Here is a 13,909-nt window from a genome sequence, read left to right as displayed (position 1 = left end):
TCCTCTCAGATGGCGGCCGGGCCGGCGGCCCGGGCGGCCACCATCAGCTGCCCGAGCGCCAGTCCTCCGTCGTTGGGCGGCACCCGGCGGTGCCGCAACACGGTGAATCCGTCCGCCCGCAGGCCCTCCGCGCAGGCCGAGGACAGCAGCGCGTTGGCGAAGACCCCGCCGGTCAGCGCGACCGTCCCGGTCCCGTGCTCCTCCCGGGCCACCGCGCAGACCCGGCGGACCAGCCCCGCGACCGCGTCGTGGAAGCGCGCCGCGATCAGGCCGGCCGGGGCGCCGGCGGCCAGGTCGGCCACCACCGCGGCCAGCACCGGCGCCGGGTCTGCGACCAGCGTCCCGTCCACCGGCCGCAGCCCGAAGGCGTAGGCCCCCTCCGCCGGGCCGTGCGCCAGCGCCGCGCCCTCCAGCTCGATCGCCGCCTGCGCCTCGTACTCGACCCGCTGGCAGATCCCGGCGAGGGCGGACACCGCATCGAACAGCCGCCCCATGCTGGAGGTCGGCGCACAGTTCAGCGAGCGCTCCAACTGCCGCTTCAGTACCAGCCGTTCGTTCTCCGGGCAGGCCAGGACGGGTGGCAGCTCGGGCGCCCACGGGAGCCCGGCCGCGAACAGCTGGGCGAGCGCCGTCCGGTAGGGCCGCGCCACCGCCGCGTCCCCGCCCGGCAGCGGGACGTAGGCGAGGTGGGCGAGGCGGCGGTAGCCGTCGTAGTCGGCCAGCAGGACCTCGCCGCCCCACACCGCACCGTCGTCACCGAAGCCGGTGCCGTCGAAGGCGACCCCCAGAACGGGCCGGCCGCCGTCGAGGCCGTGTTCGGCCATCACCGAGGCGACGTGCGCGTGGTGGTGCTGCACCGTCCGCACCTCCCGCCCGCCGGCGGTGCTCCGGGCGTGCCGCACGGACCGGTAGCCGGGGTGGCGGTCCACCGCCAGCAGCTCGGGCCGGACGCCGGTGACCGCGCCGAGATGGGCCACCGCACGGTCGAAGGCCTCCAGGGTGGCGAGGTCGTCCATGTCCCCGATGTGGCCGGACAGCCAGGCGTAGCCGTCCTGGGCCAGCGCGAAGGTGGTCTTGAGGTCGCCGCCGACGGCCAGCACGGGCCGGACGGGGGCCGGGAGCGGCAGCGGCAGCGGTGCGTGGCCGCGCGAGCGCCGGATCGGCAGTTGCTCGCCGTCCACCACCCGCACCACCGAGTCCTCGCACGGGACGTGGATCGGCCGGTCGTGCGTCAGCCAGGCGTCGACCAGCGGTGCCAGCCGGGCGAACGCGTCCCGGTCCTCCGTCACGACCGGTTCGCCGGAGAGGTTGGCGCTGGTCATCACGAGCAGCCCGGGGCCGGGCGGGGCGATCAGCAGCTGGTGCAGGGGGGTGTAGGGGAGCATCACCCCGAGGTCGGGGCTGCGCGGCGCCACCGCCTCCAGCGCCGCCGGCAGCGGCCCCCGGCGGCGCAGCAGGACGATCGGCCGGACGGCGCCGGTGAGCAGTTCCTCCTCGACCGGGTCGGGGCGGAGCAGCGGCGCGATCTCGGCGAGGTCGCGCGCCATCAGGGCGAAGGGCTTGGCGCCGCGCCGCTTGCGCCGGCGCAGCCGGGCCACGCTCCGCTCGTTCAGCGCGTCGCAGGCCAGGTGGTAGCCGCCGATGCCCTTGACAGCCAGGATCGCGCCGTCGGCGAGCAGCCGCCGGGCCTCGGTGAGCGCCGCCTCGCCTTCGAGCGACGGCAGCCCGGGCACGACCAGCGCGAGCCTCGGTCCGCACGCGTGGCAGCAGAGCGGCTGGGCGTGGAAGCGCCGGTCGGCCGGGTCGGTGTACTCCCGCTCGCAGTCCGGGCAGAGCGGGAAGCCGGCCATCGTGGTGTTGGCCCGGTCGTACGGCAGACCGGTCACGATGGTGTGCCGGGGACCGCAGTTGGTGCAGCTGATGAACGGGTGCCGGTAGCGGCGGTCGCCGGGGTCGGCTAGCTCGGCGAGGCAGTCCGCGCAGGTCGCGGTGTCGGGCGGGATCAGTGTGCGGCGGGTGCCGTCGGTCCTGGAGGGGGTGATGGCGAACCCGGCCGCGCCGGTGAGGGCCAGCGCCTCGTGCTCGACCGAGGCGACCCGCGCCAGCGGCGGCGCGTCGGTGGCGACCCGGCGGCAGAACGCGTCCACCGACTCCGGCGGCCCCTCGACCTCGGCCAGCACGCCGTCCCCGGTGTTGGTGACGGTGCCGGCCAGGCCGAGCTCGGCGGCGAGCGTGAAGACGAACGGCCGGAACCCGACGCCCTGGACGAGGCCGCGGACGGCGACCCGGCGCCGCTGCGGCCCGGCCGCCGGCCGACCGGCCGTCACGACCGTTCCGCCACCGGGGCGTGCGGATGCGCGTGCGCGCCGTCGTCCCCGTGGTGGTGCCCCTCACCCGGCCCGTGCGCGTGCGGGTGTCCGGGGGAGTGCCCGTGCCCCGGGGCGCCGGCCATCACCGGCCGGTGGGCCTCGGCGCCGTCCAGCACCGCGAGCGCCCGGTCCAGCAGCACCCCTGCCCCCTGCCCGGTCCGGACGGAGGTGAACAGCACCTCCACCCCCGGGTTGACCCGCGCGACGCTCGCCAGGAACGCGGCCTCGTCGAACTCCGCCGCCACCGCGAGGTCGGCCTTGGTCACCAGCACCAGGTTCGCCAGCCCGAAGGCCGTCGGGTACTTGAGCGGCTTGTCCTCCCCCTCCGTGACGGAGGCGAGCACCACCCGCAGGGATTCGCCGAGGTCGTAGGAGGCCGGGCAGACCAGGTTGCCGACGTTCTCGACGAAGAGCAGCCGGGTGTCCGGCGGCAGCCAGCCCGCCAGGTGCTCGCGGAGCATCGCCGTCTCCAGGTGGCACAGCCCGTCGGTGAGCACCTGCTTCACCGGCGCGCCCGAACGGGCCAGCCGCCGGGCGTCGTTCTCGGTGGCGAGGTCCGCGGTGAGCGCGGCCACCGGCACGCCGCGGGCCCGGGCCAGCCCGAGTTCGGCCTCCAGCAGCGCCGTCTTCCCGCTGCCGGGGCTGGACAGCAGGTTCACCACGACGGTTCCGCGCGCGGCGAGTTCGGCGCGCAGCTCGCGGGCGCCGTCGTCGTTGCGGGCGAGGACCGCCTGCCGGAGTTCCACCGTGCGACACATCGGTTTCAGCCTTCCTGGTCGGCCGACGCGCCCACCGGGCGCTCGGCCCACTGGACGCCGAGGATCTGCAACTCCCGGCCCGCGAGCAGCTCGACCCGGGCGCCGCCACAGCGCGGACACCCGAGGTCGGGCGGCATGCCCACGGCCCACTCGACGCCGCACGGGGTGCACCTGGCACGCGCCGCGACGGCCTCGGTCTCCAGCTTCGCGCCCTCCACCAGCGTTCCGGCGCAGGCCAGTTCGAAGCAGAAGTCCAGCGCGGAGGGCACCACCCCGGCGAGTTCGCCGACCTGGAGGCGCACCTTCTCCACCGCGACCGCCCCGTGGTCCCGGGCTGCCGCGTCCACCTGCTCGACGACGGCCGTCGCGATCGACATCTCGTGCATCGGGCCCACTCCCTCCCCTCGCCGGAGGCGACAGGCTTCATTACAAGGGCACGGTGGCGGCCTCGGCCGCAGCCGCGCCGCCACCGCGCCCGGAGTACACCGTTCGCCGCAATCCGGCCTCACATCCGCAGGATCCGCAGGTAGCGCTTCAGGTCGGGCAGGCTCTGCCAGACCAGGGTCACGACCGCGGCCGCGACGGCCGCGCACAGCAGGTTCTTCAGCATGGTGACGCCTCTCTCTGCGCCTGCGCGTCCGATCCGACGATCCGCAGGACCACTTCGACCGCCTCCTCGACGGCTGCGGCCACCGGGGCACTGAGCCCGATGCCCTCCTCCAGCGACTCCGGCTCGCACCCCACCACGAGCACCCGTTCGGGCGCCGATCCGCCCGTCCCGGCGGCCAGCGTGGCGAGCAGCGCGAGCACGGCGTCCGGCCCCATCCGGTGCCCGTCCATGACGGGCGCCTCCACCGGGCCGGCGTCCGCCTCGATCAGGTACACCGTGCCCGGCTCGCCTCCGCGCGCGGTGGCGTCGACCAGCACGAGCGTCCGGTAGCCGTCCAGCAGCTGGTAGGCCAGGTGCACTCCGCGCACCCCGATGTCCACCAGCTCGACGTCGGCCGGCAGCGGGTGCCCGGCCAGCCGCCGGACCGTCTCCACCCCGAACCCGTCGTCACCGAGGAAGATGTTGCCCACCCCGGCCACCAGCACCCGGCCCGTGCTCACGAGTCCTCCAGCGGGGTGACCTCGTCCGGCTGGAAGTACCGGAACCGGCCCTGGGCGCGCCACAGGTCCGCGCCCGGGTCGTCCTCGACCGTGACGGCGAGGTGCACCGAGCCGTCGACGTCGTGCAGCACGGCCTCGACCACGGCGGTCCGCCCGTGCAGGAAGAGGTCCTGGGCGTCGGTGCGCCGCCGGCCGGGCCGGAGCAGGACGCGGCTGCCGGCCCCGACCTCGCGGCCGTCGACCACCACCCGGTCCCGGTCCGGGTCCACCTCCGGGTCGTTGCCAGGGTCCCACCAGGGCTGCTCGGCGGTGGACCCGGTGATCTCGCGCAGGCCCCGGACGGCGCCGTGCAGGCGCTCCAGGACCTCCGGGGGCATCGACTCGGCGAGGTCGATCACGGCGCCCGCCCGCTCGTCCGTGCCCCGGGCCTCGCGCTTCTCGCGCTCGGTCAGCGCCGCCGTCCGCAGGGCGAGGATCTCGTCGATCTCGGTCGCGTCGTAGAGCGCGCCGAGGCTCTCCGGGGCGACCAGCGGATGGTCCTCCAGGATGATCGGCGAGGAGAGCAGCACCTGGTCGCGCCCGGGCGGGCCGGCCAGCACGGGCCAGGTGTGCTCGTTGCGGCACTCGGCCACGGCCGCCTTCGCCCATTCGGGCGGGTCGGTCACCGACAGGAAGGTGCCCCGGTCGAGGCCGAGCAGCAGGTGTGCCGAGACCAGTGCGCGGGGCAGCGCCGCCTCCCGCCGGTCGCCCGGCCCCGGCTGCCACGGCGCGGTGTTCTCCACCACGACCGCGAGCCTGCGCACCTCGTACGGTCCGGGGACGTCCCGGGCGGTCAGCCGCATGAGGCCGTCGGCCTGTTCGCGCCGGCGCAGCAGCCGGCCGACCGTCACGCCGTCCTCGCGGAGCAGTTCCATCTCCTCGCAGGCCGGCAGCCGGAACGGCCGGACGATCCCGTCGCCGGCCAGCTCGTCGACGGGGAGGACGAGTTCCACGCGCTCCTCGACGCCCTCGTCCCACGGGACGAGCACCCGGTCGGCCAGCTCCAGCTCGTCGACCGGCTCGAAGCCGCCGCCCGGGGTGGCGCGCTGGACGGTCCGCCGCTGCGCGCGGAGGAACCGCAGCTCCACCGCCAGCCGGTCGCCGGGGCGCGGCTCGATCAGGCACTCGGTGCGCTGGTGGGAGTGCTCACCGCTGTCCTCGCCGTAGCCGGGCGGGACGAGGACGCCGAACTGCCAGCGCAGCCGGTTCTTGGCCGCCGAGGCCCGGTAGGGATAGAGCACGTAGCCCTCGAAGAGGACGGCGTCGGCGATCTGCCGGGCCTGCGCGAACCGGCTCTCGGTCTCGGCCGTGAAGGCGTTCGCGTTCACCGGGCGACCTCCTCGGTCCCGACCGCGTCGAGCAGCTCGCGCACGGTCGCGTCCCAGGACGGCAGGGCCCGCCGGGAACGGTAGGCGAGCAGTTCCGCCATCAGTTCGGCCGGCAGCCGCAGCCACCCGCAACCCGGGAAGTGCTGCTCGATCATCTCCCGCCACACCCGCACGGGCATCCGCACCGTCGCCTCCCGGTCCCAGGGCACCGGGGCCACCTGGAAGCCGCCCGGGCCGGTGAACGCGGTGCCGGAGAAGAGCAGCAGCAGCGGGACGTCACCGCCGTCCAGCGCCGCGAGGTAGCGGGCGGAGGCCACGTCCATGTCGTAGGTGCACGGGACGGGCAGGTCCACCTCGGTCTCCCCGGTGAAGCCGGGCACCATCAGCGGCACCTGGGCGAACTGCACCGGGTGCAGCGTGCCGCCCCAGCGGGAGCGCTCGCCGAACAGGTCGGCCAGCCGCTCGCCCTCGGCCTCGCCGTAGGAGCGCCGCGCGGGTTCGATCCGCAGCTGGCAGCGGAGCGCCAAGGCGTGCACCCTGGTCCCTTCGGGGGCGGTGATCCGCAGCCGCAGGACCAGCGTCGGCCCGGCCGCGTGGGGGTCGGGCCGCACGCCGGTGCAGGCGAAGGACAGCGCGGTCACGAGGCCCCCTCCGGTTGGAGCGCGCGGGCCCGGGCGGCCACCCGGGCGAAGAAGGCGTCGAGTTCGGCCCGGGCCTCGGCCCCGCCGTCGAAGCCCTTCCAGCACCGCCGCAGCCGGCCGACCAGCTCGTAGCAGACGTCGATCGGCACCAGGAAGCACTGGACCGGGCTCGCCGCCGGGTGCCGCAGCAGCAACGCCTCGACGTCGGGCTCCAGTTCGGCGGCGAGCCGGCTCGCGCCGAGCGCGGCCCGCCAGTCGGCCTCGTCCGGTTCGCTCTCGGTCGCACCGCCCGGGCCGGGGTAGAGCAGCACCAGCCGGTCCTGCCGGGCGTTGCGGAACAGGAACGCCGTCTCGACCGGGATGCCGAGCGCCGCCCACTGCTCCTCGCCGAACCGGTGGTCCGGCTCGGCGAGGTAGCGGTCGGGCACGCCGCGGTAGCGGCCGCCGGCCGCGCCGGGCTGCTGGAACAGCAGCCCGCAGGCCGTGCAGACACAGGTGAGGGACTGCTCCTCGGTGTCCACCAGGTGCCGGTGCTCCCGCGGGAGCTGCTGGCCGCAGAAGGTGCAGCGCTCCGGCTGCGGGGGCGCGGGCTCGCGCAGCCGGCGCAGCAGGGCGGCGCCGGGGCGGGAGAGCTGACGGGCGCTCACCGCACCTCCGCCGAGGCCGGCGGCCGGGTGCCGATCTGCAGCAGCTGCGGCGCGCGTTCCAGCTCCACGGCCGTCACCTCGGGGGCGTGGCAGGCCAGCACGGCCTCGACGTCCTGCTCCCCGCAGCCGCAGCCGCTCCTGCTCCGGCGCAGCCGCAGCGTGCCGGTCGCGGGGTCGAAGCCGAGCAGTTCGACCGGCTCGGGCAGCGCGGCGAGTGCGCGGGCGATCCGGGCGGTGACGTCCTCGGGGTGCAGGTCGTGCAGGACGAGCAGCCCGGCCACCGCCTGGTCGTCCAGCAGCTGCCGCAGCGTCTGCGGCGGCAGGGCCCGGACGAGCCGGGTGAGGCCGTCCCCGTAGAAGGCCATCAGCTCGCGGACCAGCTGCTCGCCGGCCCCCTGCCCGTCGCCGCCGGCCAGCTGGTCCAGCGCCTCCTGGATCCGCAGCCCGGTCTCCTCCGCCGTCATGCGGTGAGCCCGCTCAGGCCGGTGGGGACGTGCATCTTCTGCACGGTCCGGCCGCCGCCGACGTACATGTGGACGCCGCAGGGCAGACAGGGGTCGAAGCTGCGCACGGCCCGCATGATGTCGATGCCCTTGAAGTTCTCCGGCGAGTTCTCCTCGAAGATCGGCGTGTTCTGCACCGCGTCCTCGTACGGGCCGGGCGTGCCGTAGCTGTCGCGGACGCTGGCGTTCCACGGCGTCGGCGGGTACGGGTGGTAGTTGGCGATCTTGCCGTCGCGGATCACCATGTGGTGCGACAGCACGCCGCGCACGGCCTCGGTGAAGCCGCAGCCGATCGACTCGTCCGGCACCTCGAAGCGCTCCCAGGTCTGGCTGCGCCCGGCCCGGACCTCGGCGAGGGCCTTCTCCGCGAAGTGCAGGGCCGCCGCGGCCGCGTAGGCCTGGAAGTACGTCCGGGCGCGGTTGCGCTCGATGGCGTTGCTCCAGCGCGGGATCTTCCACTCGAAGGTGGTCTCCGGCTTGGTCATCGAGCGCGGCAGGTTGATCTGCACGCTGTGGCCGGTGGCCTTGATGTAGCCGATGTCGACCAGCCCGGAGAGCGCGGTGGACCAGAGGCGGGCGATCGGGCCGCCGCCGGTGTCGAGCGCGAGGTGGTCCTTGCCGTCGAACCAGCGGGGGGACATCACCCAGCTGTACTTGTCGTCGAAGTCGCGCTTCTGCGGCGCGGGGACGGTGTGCTGGTTCCAGGGGTGCCTGGGGTCGACCGGGTTGCCCAGCGGGTCGTGGGTGACGAAGAGCTCCTTGCCCTCCCAGTCCTCGTAGTAGGAGCTGCCGAGCAGGATGCGGATGCCGAGGTTGATCTCGGTCAGGTCGTTGGTGACCAGCTTGCCGTCGACGACCACGCCCGGGGTGACGAACATCTTCCGGCCCCAGTCGGTCATGTTCCGGTACGTGAAGTCGCAGTGGTCCGGGTCGTTGAGGCTCCCCCAGCAGCCGAGCAGGATGCGACGCCGGCCGACCTCCTCGTAGCCGGGCAGCGCCTCGTAGAAGAAGTCGAAGAGGTCGTCGTGGAGCGGCACGACCTTCTTCATGAACTCCACGTACCGCATCAGCCGGGTCAGGTAGTCGGTGAAGAGCTGGACCGTCGCCACCGTGCCGACGCCGCCCGGGTAGAGCGTGGAGGGGTGCACGTGGCGGCCCTCCATGAGGCAGAACATCTCCCGGGTGTAGCGGCTGACCTGCAGCGCCTCGCGGTAGAACTCGCCCTCGATCGGGTTGAGCGAGTGCATGATGTCGGCGATCGTCCGGTACCCGTGGTCGCCGGCGTGCGGGGCCGCGGTGCGCTCGGCCAGCTCCAGGACGCCGGGGTTGGTCTCGCGGACCATCTTCTCGCAGTAGTCGACCCCGACCAGGTTCTCCTGGAAGATGTTGTGGTCGAACATGTACTCGGCGGCCTCGCCGAGGTTGATGATCCACTCACCGAGGTGCGGCGGCTTCACCCCGTACGCCATGTTCTGCGCGTAGACGGAGCAGGTGGCGTGGTTGTCGCCGCAGATGCCGCAGATGCGGCTGGTGATGAAGTGCGCGTCGCGCGGATCCTTGCCCCGCATGAAGACGCTGTAGCCGCGGAAGACGGACGAGGTGCTGTAGCACTCCGCCACCTTCTTCTGCTTGAAGTCGATCTTCGTGTGGATGCCGAGGCTGCCCACGATCCGGGTGATCGGGTCCCAGGACATCTCCACCAGGCCGCTGCCGTCGCCGGCTGCCTTCGTCGTCGGTGCCATCGTGTCTGTCGTGCCCTTCTGGAAGCGGGGAGGGTCAGCGGCGGAGCGGGCCGCCGCACGGGGGTGCGGCGGCCCGCCTGGTCACCGCGGTGTGCGGTAACCGGTCGTCAGCGTGCGCCCCGGGTGGCGCCACTTCGGTTCCTTGTCGAGGGTCTTCATGGTGATCGAGCGCAGTCGCCGGATCACCGCGCCGTACGCGGAGCTGGCGTTGGCCGAGATGTGCGAGCCCGGCGGCGGGTCCATGAAGGGCATGAACTTGTCCGGGAAGCCGGGCATCGTGCAGGCGATGCAGATGCCGCCCACGTTGGGACAGCCGCCGATGCCGTTGATCCAGCCGCGCTTGGTCACGTTGCACTTGACGACCGGGCCCCAACAGCCCAGCCGTACCAGGCACTCCGGGGTGCCGTACTCGGTGGCGAACTGGCCCTGCTCGTAGTAGCCGCCGCGGTCGCAGCCCTCGTGCACGGTGGCGCCGAACAGCCAGGTCGGGCGCAGCTTGTCGTCCAGCGGGATCATCGGCGCGGAGCCGGCCAGCTGGTAGAGCAGGTAGGTCAGGGTCTCGGAGAAGTTGTCGGGCTGGATGGGGCAGCCCGGCACGCAGACGATGGGCAGGCCGGCCTTGGACTTCCAGTCCCAGCCCAGGTAGTCGGGAACGCCCATGGCACCGGTCGGGTTGCCGGCCATGGCGTGGATGCCGCCGTAGGTGGCGCAGGTGCCGATCGCGACGACCGCCGTGGCCTTGGGCGCGAGCCGGTCCAGCCACTCACTGGTGGTGATCGGCTGACCGGTCCGCGGATCGTCGCCGAAACCGCACCAGTAGCCCTCCTCCTTGATGCTCTCGTTCGGGATGGATCCCTCGACGACCAGGACGAACGGGTCGAGTTCCCCGCGGTCCGCCTTGAAGAACCACTCCACGAAGTTGTCCGCGCCCTGGACCGGCCCGCACTCGAAGTCGATCAGCGGCCAGTGGACGGCGATCTTCGGCAGGCCCGGCAGCGCGCCGGTGACGATCTCCTCGATGCTCGGCTGCATGGCCGCGGTCAGGGAGACCGAGTCACCGTCGCAGCTCAGGCCCGCGTTGATCCAGAGAATGTGCACCACGTCAGCGTCGGTGGCGCTCGTTGCTGCAGCACCCATGAGGATGCCTCCTCGGAACTGGGAGCCGGACAAAAAGGCTCAAACCAGTCATAGCAGCGGTTGCGGCGGCCCGCCGGTCCGCAGGGCCGGGCGAGCACCCGGACGGAGCGCAAGCCGGGAGGGCCGTTCGGAGCAGCCGGGCGGTCACCCTGCGGGCGGCATGGAGGGCGGCGCGGGAGGCGGCGCGGGAGGCGGTGCGGAGCGGGCCGGAGTCCGTCCGGGCGGCCGCGCCCCGGCCTCGGGGCGGCGCCGGCGAATTTGACATGACTGAACCAGGCCGCGAGCGGGCATACCGTCAGTAGCCCGCCGAAGGGCCCCGGTTGAAGCTCCCCCACGAGCGCAACCGAGGCCCCGGCCGGCGACCGGGCCTGGACGTGACTCCCCCCACGGAGCGGCGGCCAGGCCCGCATGCTGTACAACCAGCGATACGCAGCGTACATGTCATATCCACGTACCGCTACCGGGCGGACGTCCGGAGGTCGACCGACGGCCCGTCAGGGCGCCGCCGCCGCGCCTCCGCGACCGGTCGGCGCCCTGGTCAGCGGCGCCCACCACAGACGGAACGGCCGGTGCACCGAAGATGGTTCCCGGTGCACCGGCCGTTCGGGTCCGCGGCCCCGGGCCGCCGGACTCAGGCGGGAAGCGGACGCTCCACCGGGGCGTGCCAGTCCGGGACGCTCGCGCCCGGCTCGGTGAAGGCGGCGAAGTCCGTGGTGCCGGTGAACGGCTTCCGCTGGTAGAGATCGCGGGCGTAGGCCCACAGGTGCGGGTACGCGGCCAGACCGGGGTTCACCGCGCGCGCGTGGTTGGGCCCGACGTCGTAGCGCACCAGCGTCACCCAGAGCCGCACATCGGCCTCGGTCAGCCGGTCGCCCAGCAGGTAGCGGCTGGTGGCCAGCCGGGCGTCCAGCTCCGCGAAGGTCTCCAGCAGCAGGGCGCGGGCCGCGAGCGCGGCGTCCCCGGTGCCGGCCGCCGCGCCCGCGCCGTGGTTCACGGCCGGGCCCAGCCGGGCGTCCAGCGCGTCGATCTCGGCCCGGAGGTCCTCCGGGTAGGTGTCGGCGCCGTTGCTCCACCGGCCGAACTGGGTCGCCAGGTCGATGCCTATGGTCCGGAAGTCGTTGCTGACCACCCGACCGGTCCGGCGGTCCCAGAGCGTCGGCACCGAGATGTGCCCGTCGAAACCGGGCTCGGTCCGCTCGTACGCGTCGCGCAGCAGGGTGAACCCGTTCACCGGGTCCGGCCCGTAGGTCTCCCGGAAGGCCCAGCCGCGGCCGTCACGGCGGCCGTCGACGTAGGAGACCGAGACGACGTCCTCCAGCCCGTTGAGAGCGCGCTGGATGGTGGTGCGCTGCGCCCAGGGGCAGAACCAGCCGGCGTAGATGTGGTAGCGGCCGGGCTCGGCGGCGAAGCCGCTGCTCCCGTCGGCGGTGATCCGCCCGGTGAAGCGGTACAGCGGGCGCTCGTCGCCGGGAGCCCTGGTGATCCGGTACTCGCCGTGGACGGCGGTGTCGGCGGGGCTGGCGTAGGGCACGTTCTGACTCACATCGAACTCCTCGGACTCCTCGGAAAGGTGGAACGGTGCGGCTCGGCGGGTGGTCTCGGTGCGGAGGCGGGGCGCCGGGGCTTCGTCACGCGCCCGGGCCCGCGCCGGGCGTCCGCAGGCCCAGGAAGGTGACGTGCCGGCGCAGCCGGAACCCCAGCGACTCGTAGAGCCGGATCGCGGTGGTGTTCTCGGCGGAGGTGTGCAGGAACGGCGTGTCGCCCCGCTCACGGATCCCGGCCGCGACCGCCCGGACCAGCCGGGAGCCGAGCCCCCGGCCCCGGTGGGACTCGGCCGTGCAGACGGCGCTGATCTCGGTCCAGCCCGGCGGGCGCAGGCGCTCCCCCGCCATCGCGACCAGCGCGCCGCCGCGGCGGATGCCCAGGTAGCCGCCGAGTTCGATGGTCCGGGGCAGGAACGGGCCGGGCCGGGCGTGCTCCACCAGCGCCAGCATCTCCGGTACGTCGGCGGGGCCCAGCCGGACGGCCTCCTCGTCGGGCCGGGCCCGGACGCCGTCGTCCACCAGCTGGACTCCCCGGCCCCGCAGCAGGATCTCCCAGTCGGCCGGGACGGCGTCCGGGGAGCCGGTGGCGGCGACGACGGCGCCCGGGCCGTACAGCGCCGCGACGTCCCGCCAGGTCTCCCGGTCGGGCCGGTCGGGGAGGGCGACGAACGGCGACACGTCGGCCGGGTAGCGCAGCACCTCGCCGCTTCGCTCGGCCAGGTGGGCGTGCGGGCCGAGCAGGGCGGCGCGGGCCGGGTTGTCCAGGGGGTGGCGCCGCTCGGCGGTGTCCGGGGCGTCGTCGGGGATGAGCACGGGGTACTGGGGCATGCGGGAGCCGTTCCTCGATCTCGGTCTTCTCGGTCGCTTCGGCCCGGGGCGTCGCCGGCCGGGGGCAGGACCTCGGGCGGCTGCCGGGGGCCGGGCAGCCGGGACGGGCCACGGCGGAGCGGGGCTGCCGGGCGTAACGGGGCGCCGGGCACCCGTGACGACGGGCGGTTACGGGCGGTTACGGGCGACAGAGGCCGGTCGGGGAGCCGACCCCGTCGATCCAGCGGCGCCGCACCAGCCGGGCACCACCGGTCCGGGTGCCGGGGGTCCGGGTGCCGGCGGCCGCGTGGGCTCCGGCCTGCGGGCGGAACGCCGCGCGCGGCCGCAGCGGGTGTCCGAAGACCACCCGCCCGCCCCGCAGTTGGCGTGCGTGCATCGCCCGTCCGTTTCGCGTCCGGCAACCGTGAAGGTCCACAGTACCGCTCGACCGGCCCGGGACCAGGGGCAATCCCGAATCGCCGGACGCCGACGCCGGGCCGAAACAGTGCCGTCGCACCGTGCTCACAGCGCGTTCACTGCAGGATGTTGATCGCCCGGGCGACGACCAGGGCGCCCAGCGCGAGGGAGGTCGCCGCCTGCGCCATCATCAGCAGCTTGGCCCACCGTCTGACCGCCGAGACGTCGGTGGGGCTGAAGGCCGTGGCGGTCCAGAACGAGAGCGTCAGGTAGTCGGCGAACCGCGGCACCCAGGCGGCCGGCGCGTGGTCCGGGTACTGCATCTCGGGGAACACGAACGCCGGGTTCGCGAAGGGCCGGTGGGCGCGGGCGGCGGCGCCGCCGCGGTCCAGGCTCCAGTACCAGAGCGCGAAGGCCACCACGTTCGTCACCCAGACCACGCCGCCGGTCGCCAGCAGCCCGACGGCGTTGTTCGCGAACAGCTTGTTGTCGGTCAGGATGTCCACCACCAGATGGACGCCCGCGAACACGTTGGCCACCGTGATGGCGCCGATCAGCAGCTGGGTGACGACCCGGAGCCAGGCCTTCTGCCGGTCGATCCGGCCCGGGTCGCCGATGATCAGCACCGCCAGCAACGAGCCCACGGCGACCGGCAGCACCCAGGCGGGGTCGACCCGGTAGCGGGCCGGCAGCGTCACGTGGAGCATCGCGACGACCGCGACCGCCAGCACCACCGGCCACCAGTGCTCGCCGTTCACCGCGGCCCGGTCCGGCGTCATCCGCCGCGGATCCGTCGGGTGGGGGCTGGAGGGCATGCCCCATTGTCACCTCGCGGCCCGGATCGCGGCCGCAGGCTCACCAGCCGGG

General features: G+C 74.2%; 15 protein-coding genes. All 15 read right to left on the bottom strand.

Going from position 1 to position 13,909, the window contains the following annotated elements:
- Positions 1-5: 5 nt before the first annotated feature.
- The 15 genes from hypF to ACZ34W_RS08495 all read right to left on the bottom strand — a co-directional run bounded on the left by hypF (position 6) and on the right by ACZ34W_RS08495 (position 13,857).
- Positions 6-2,327: a carbamoyltransferase HypF gene (hypF, locus tag ACZ34W_RS08565; protein WP_465602683.1), complete on the bottom strand. Its 2,322-nt coding sequence runs from the start codon at positions 2,325-2,327 to the stop codon at positions 6-8.
- Positions 2,324-3,127 (bottom strand): hydrogenase nickel incorporation protein HypB, encoded by an 804-nt coding sequence (hypB, locus tag ACZ34W_RS08560; protein WP_329486176.1) that lies wholly within the window; start codon positions 3,125-3,127, stop codon positions 2,324-2,326. The genes hypF and hypB overlap by 4 nt, the downstream gene beginning before the upstream one ends.
- A gap of 5 nt (positions 3,128-3,132) precedes the next feature.
- The gene (hypA, locus tag ACZ34W_RS08555) at positions 3,133-3,513 is read right to left on the bottom strand and encodes a hydrogenase maturation nickel metallochaperone HypA (protein WP_329486177.1); all 381 of its coding nucleotides are present in this window, start codon (positions 3,511-3,513) and stop codon (positions 3,133-3,135) included.
- 119 nt (positions 3,514-3,632) lie between these two features.
- Positions 3,633-3,737 carry a DUF6893 family small protein gene (locus tag ACZ34W_RS08550; RefSeq protein WP_396486495.1) on the bottom strand — a complete coding sequence of 35 codons (105 nt, stop codon included), beginning with the start codon at positions 3,735-3,737 and terminating at the stop codon, positions 3,633-3,635.
- Positions 3,731-4,237 (bottom strand): hydrogenase maturation protease, encoded by a 507-nt coding sequence (locus ACZ34W_RS08545; protein ID WP_329486178.1) that lies wholly within the window; start codon positions 4,235-4,237, stop codon positions 3,731-3,733. Before ACZ34W_RS08545 ends, ACZ34W_RS08550 begins: the two co-directional genes overlap by 7 nt.
- Positions 4,234-5,604, bottom strand: a complete 1,371-nt coding sequence (locus tag ACZ34W_RS08540) for a hypothetical protein (RefSeq protein ID WP_465602679.1) — start codon at positions 5,602-5,604, stop codon at positions 4,234-4,236. The genes ACZ34W_RS08545 and ACZ34W_RS08540 overlap by 4 nt, the downstream gene beginning before the upstream one ends.
- Positions 5,601-6,245: a DUF6084 family protein gene (locus ACZ34W_RS08535; RefSeq protein ID WP_465602677.1), complete on the bottom strand. Its 645-nt coding sequence runs from the start codon at positions 6,243-6,245 to the stop codon at positions 5,601-5,603. Before ACZ34W_RS08535 ends, ACZ34W_RS08540 begins: the two co-directional genes overlap by 4 nt.
- The gene (locus ACZ34W_RS08530) at positions 6,242-6,892 is read right to left on the bottom strand and encodes a DUF5947 family protein (protein WP_329486181.1); all 651 of its coding nucleotides are present in this window, start codon (positions 6,890-6,892) and stop codon (positions 6,242-6,244) included. Before ACZ34W_RS08530 ends, ACZ34W_RS08535 begins: the two co-directional genes overlap by 4 nt.
- Positions 6,889-7,356, bottom strand: a complete 468-nt coding sequence (locus ACZ34W_RS08525; RefSeq protein ID WP_329486182.1) for a thioredoxin — start codon at positions 7,354-7,356, stop codon at positions 6,889-6,891. The genes ACZ34W_RS08530 and ACZ34W_RS08525 overlap by 4 nt, the downstream gene beginning before the upstream one ends.
- Entirely contained in the window at positions 7,353-9,137 is a 1,785-nt protein-coding gene (locus ACZ34W_RS08520; protein WP_465602675.1) for a nickel-dependent hydrogenase large subunit, read from the bottom strand. Before ACZ34W_RS08520 ends, ACZ34W_RS08525 begins: the two co-directional genes overlap by 4 nt.
- An 81-nt stretch (positions 9,138-9,218) precedes the next feature.
- A complete protein-coding gene (locus tag ACZ34W_RS08515; RefSeq protein WP_352294821.1) occupies positions 9,219-10,274 on the bottom strand; it encodes an NADH-quinone oxidoreductase subunit B family protein in 1,056 nt (351 codons plus the stop codon).
- 631 nt (positions 10,275-10,905) lie between these two features.
- Positions 10,906-11,817 (bottom strand): glutathione S-transferase C-terminal domain-containing protein, encoded by a 912-nt coding sequence (locus tag ACZ34W_RS08510; protein ID WP_396486497.1) that lies wholly within the window; start codon positions 11,815-11,817, stop codon positions 10,906-10,908.
- Positions 11,818-11,902: 85 nt separating this feature from the next.
- On the bottom strand, positions 11,903-12,646 hold the full coding sequence (locus tag ACZ34W_RS08505) for a GNAT family N-acetyltransferase (protein WP_465602672.1): 744 nt from the start codon (positions 12,644-12,646) through the stop codon (positions 11,903-11,905).
- Positions 12,647-12,824: 178 nt separating this feature from the next.
- Entirely contained in the window at positions 12,825-13,022 is a 198-nt protein-coding gene (locus ACZ34W_RS08500) for a hypothetical protein (protein ID WP_329486187.1), read from the bottom strand.
- A 136-nt stretch (positions 13,023-13,158) separates the two neighbouring features.
- Entirely contained in the window at positions 13,159-13,857 is a 699-nt protein-coding gene (locus tag ACZ34W_RS08495) for a hypothetical protein (protein ID WP_465602670.1), read from the bottom strand.
- Positions 13,858-13,909 lie beyond the last annotated feature (52 nt).

It is taken from the genome of Kitasatospora sp. NPDC022856, from assembly GCF_055561235.1.
Note: the sequence above shows the minus strand (reverse complement) of the source record. Positions and strands in the feature narration are given on the sequence as shown.

Bases quoted from the DNA above. Each gene is read 5' to 3' on its own strand.
- hypB (WP_329486176.1), bottom strand. From the start codon at position 3,127: ATGTGTCGCACGGTGGAACTCCGGCAGGCGGTCCTCGCCCGCAACGAC.
- hypA (WP_329486177.1), bottom strand. From the start codon at position 3,513: ATGCACGAGATGTCGATCGCGACGGCCGTCGTCGAGCAGGTGGACGCG.
- ACZ34W_RS08550 (WP_396486495.1), bottom strand. From the start codon at position 3,737: ATGCTGAAGAACCTGCTGTGCGCGGCCGTCGCGGCCGCGGTCGTGACC.
- ACZ34W_RS08525 (WP_329486182.1), bottom strand. From the start codon at position 7,356: ATGACGGCGGAGGAGACCGGGCTGCGGATCCAGGAGGCGCTGGACCAG.
- ACZ34W_RS08520 (WP_465602675.1), bottom strand. From the start codon at position 9,137: ATGGCACCGACGACGAAGGCAGCCGGCGACGGCAGCGGCCTGGTGGAG.
- ACZ34W_RS08515 (WP_352294821.1), bottom strand. From the start codon at position 10,274: ATGGGTGCTGCAGCAACGAGCGCCACCGACGCTGACGTGGTGCACATT.
- ACZ34W_RS08505 (WP_465602672.1), bottom strand. From the start codon at position 12,646: ATGCCCCAGTACCCCGTGCTCATCCCCGACGACGCCCCGGACACCGCC.
- ACZ34W_RS08500 (WP_329486187.1), bottom strand. From the start codon at position 13,022: ATGCACGCACGCCAACTGCGGGGCGGGCGGGTGGTCTTCGGACACCCG.
- ACZ34W_RS08495 (WP_465602670.1), bottom strand. From the start codon at position 13,857: ATGCCCTCCAGCCCCCACCCGACGGATCCGCGGCGGATGACGCCGGAC.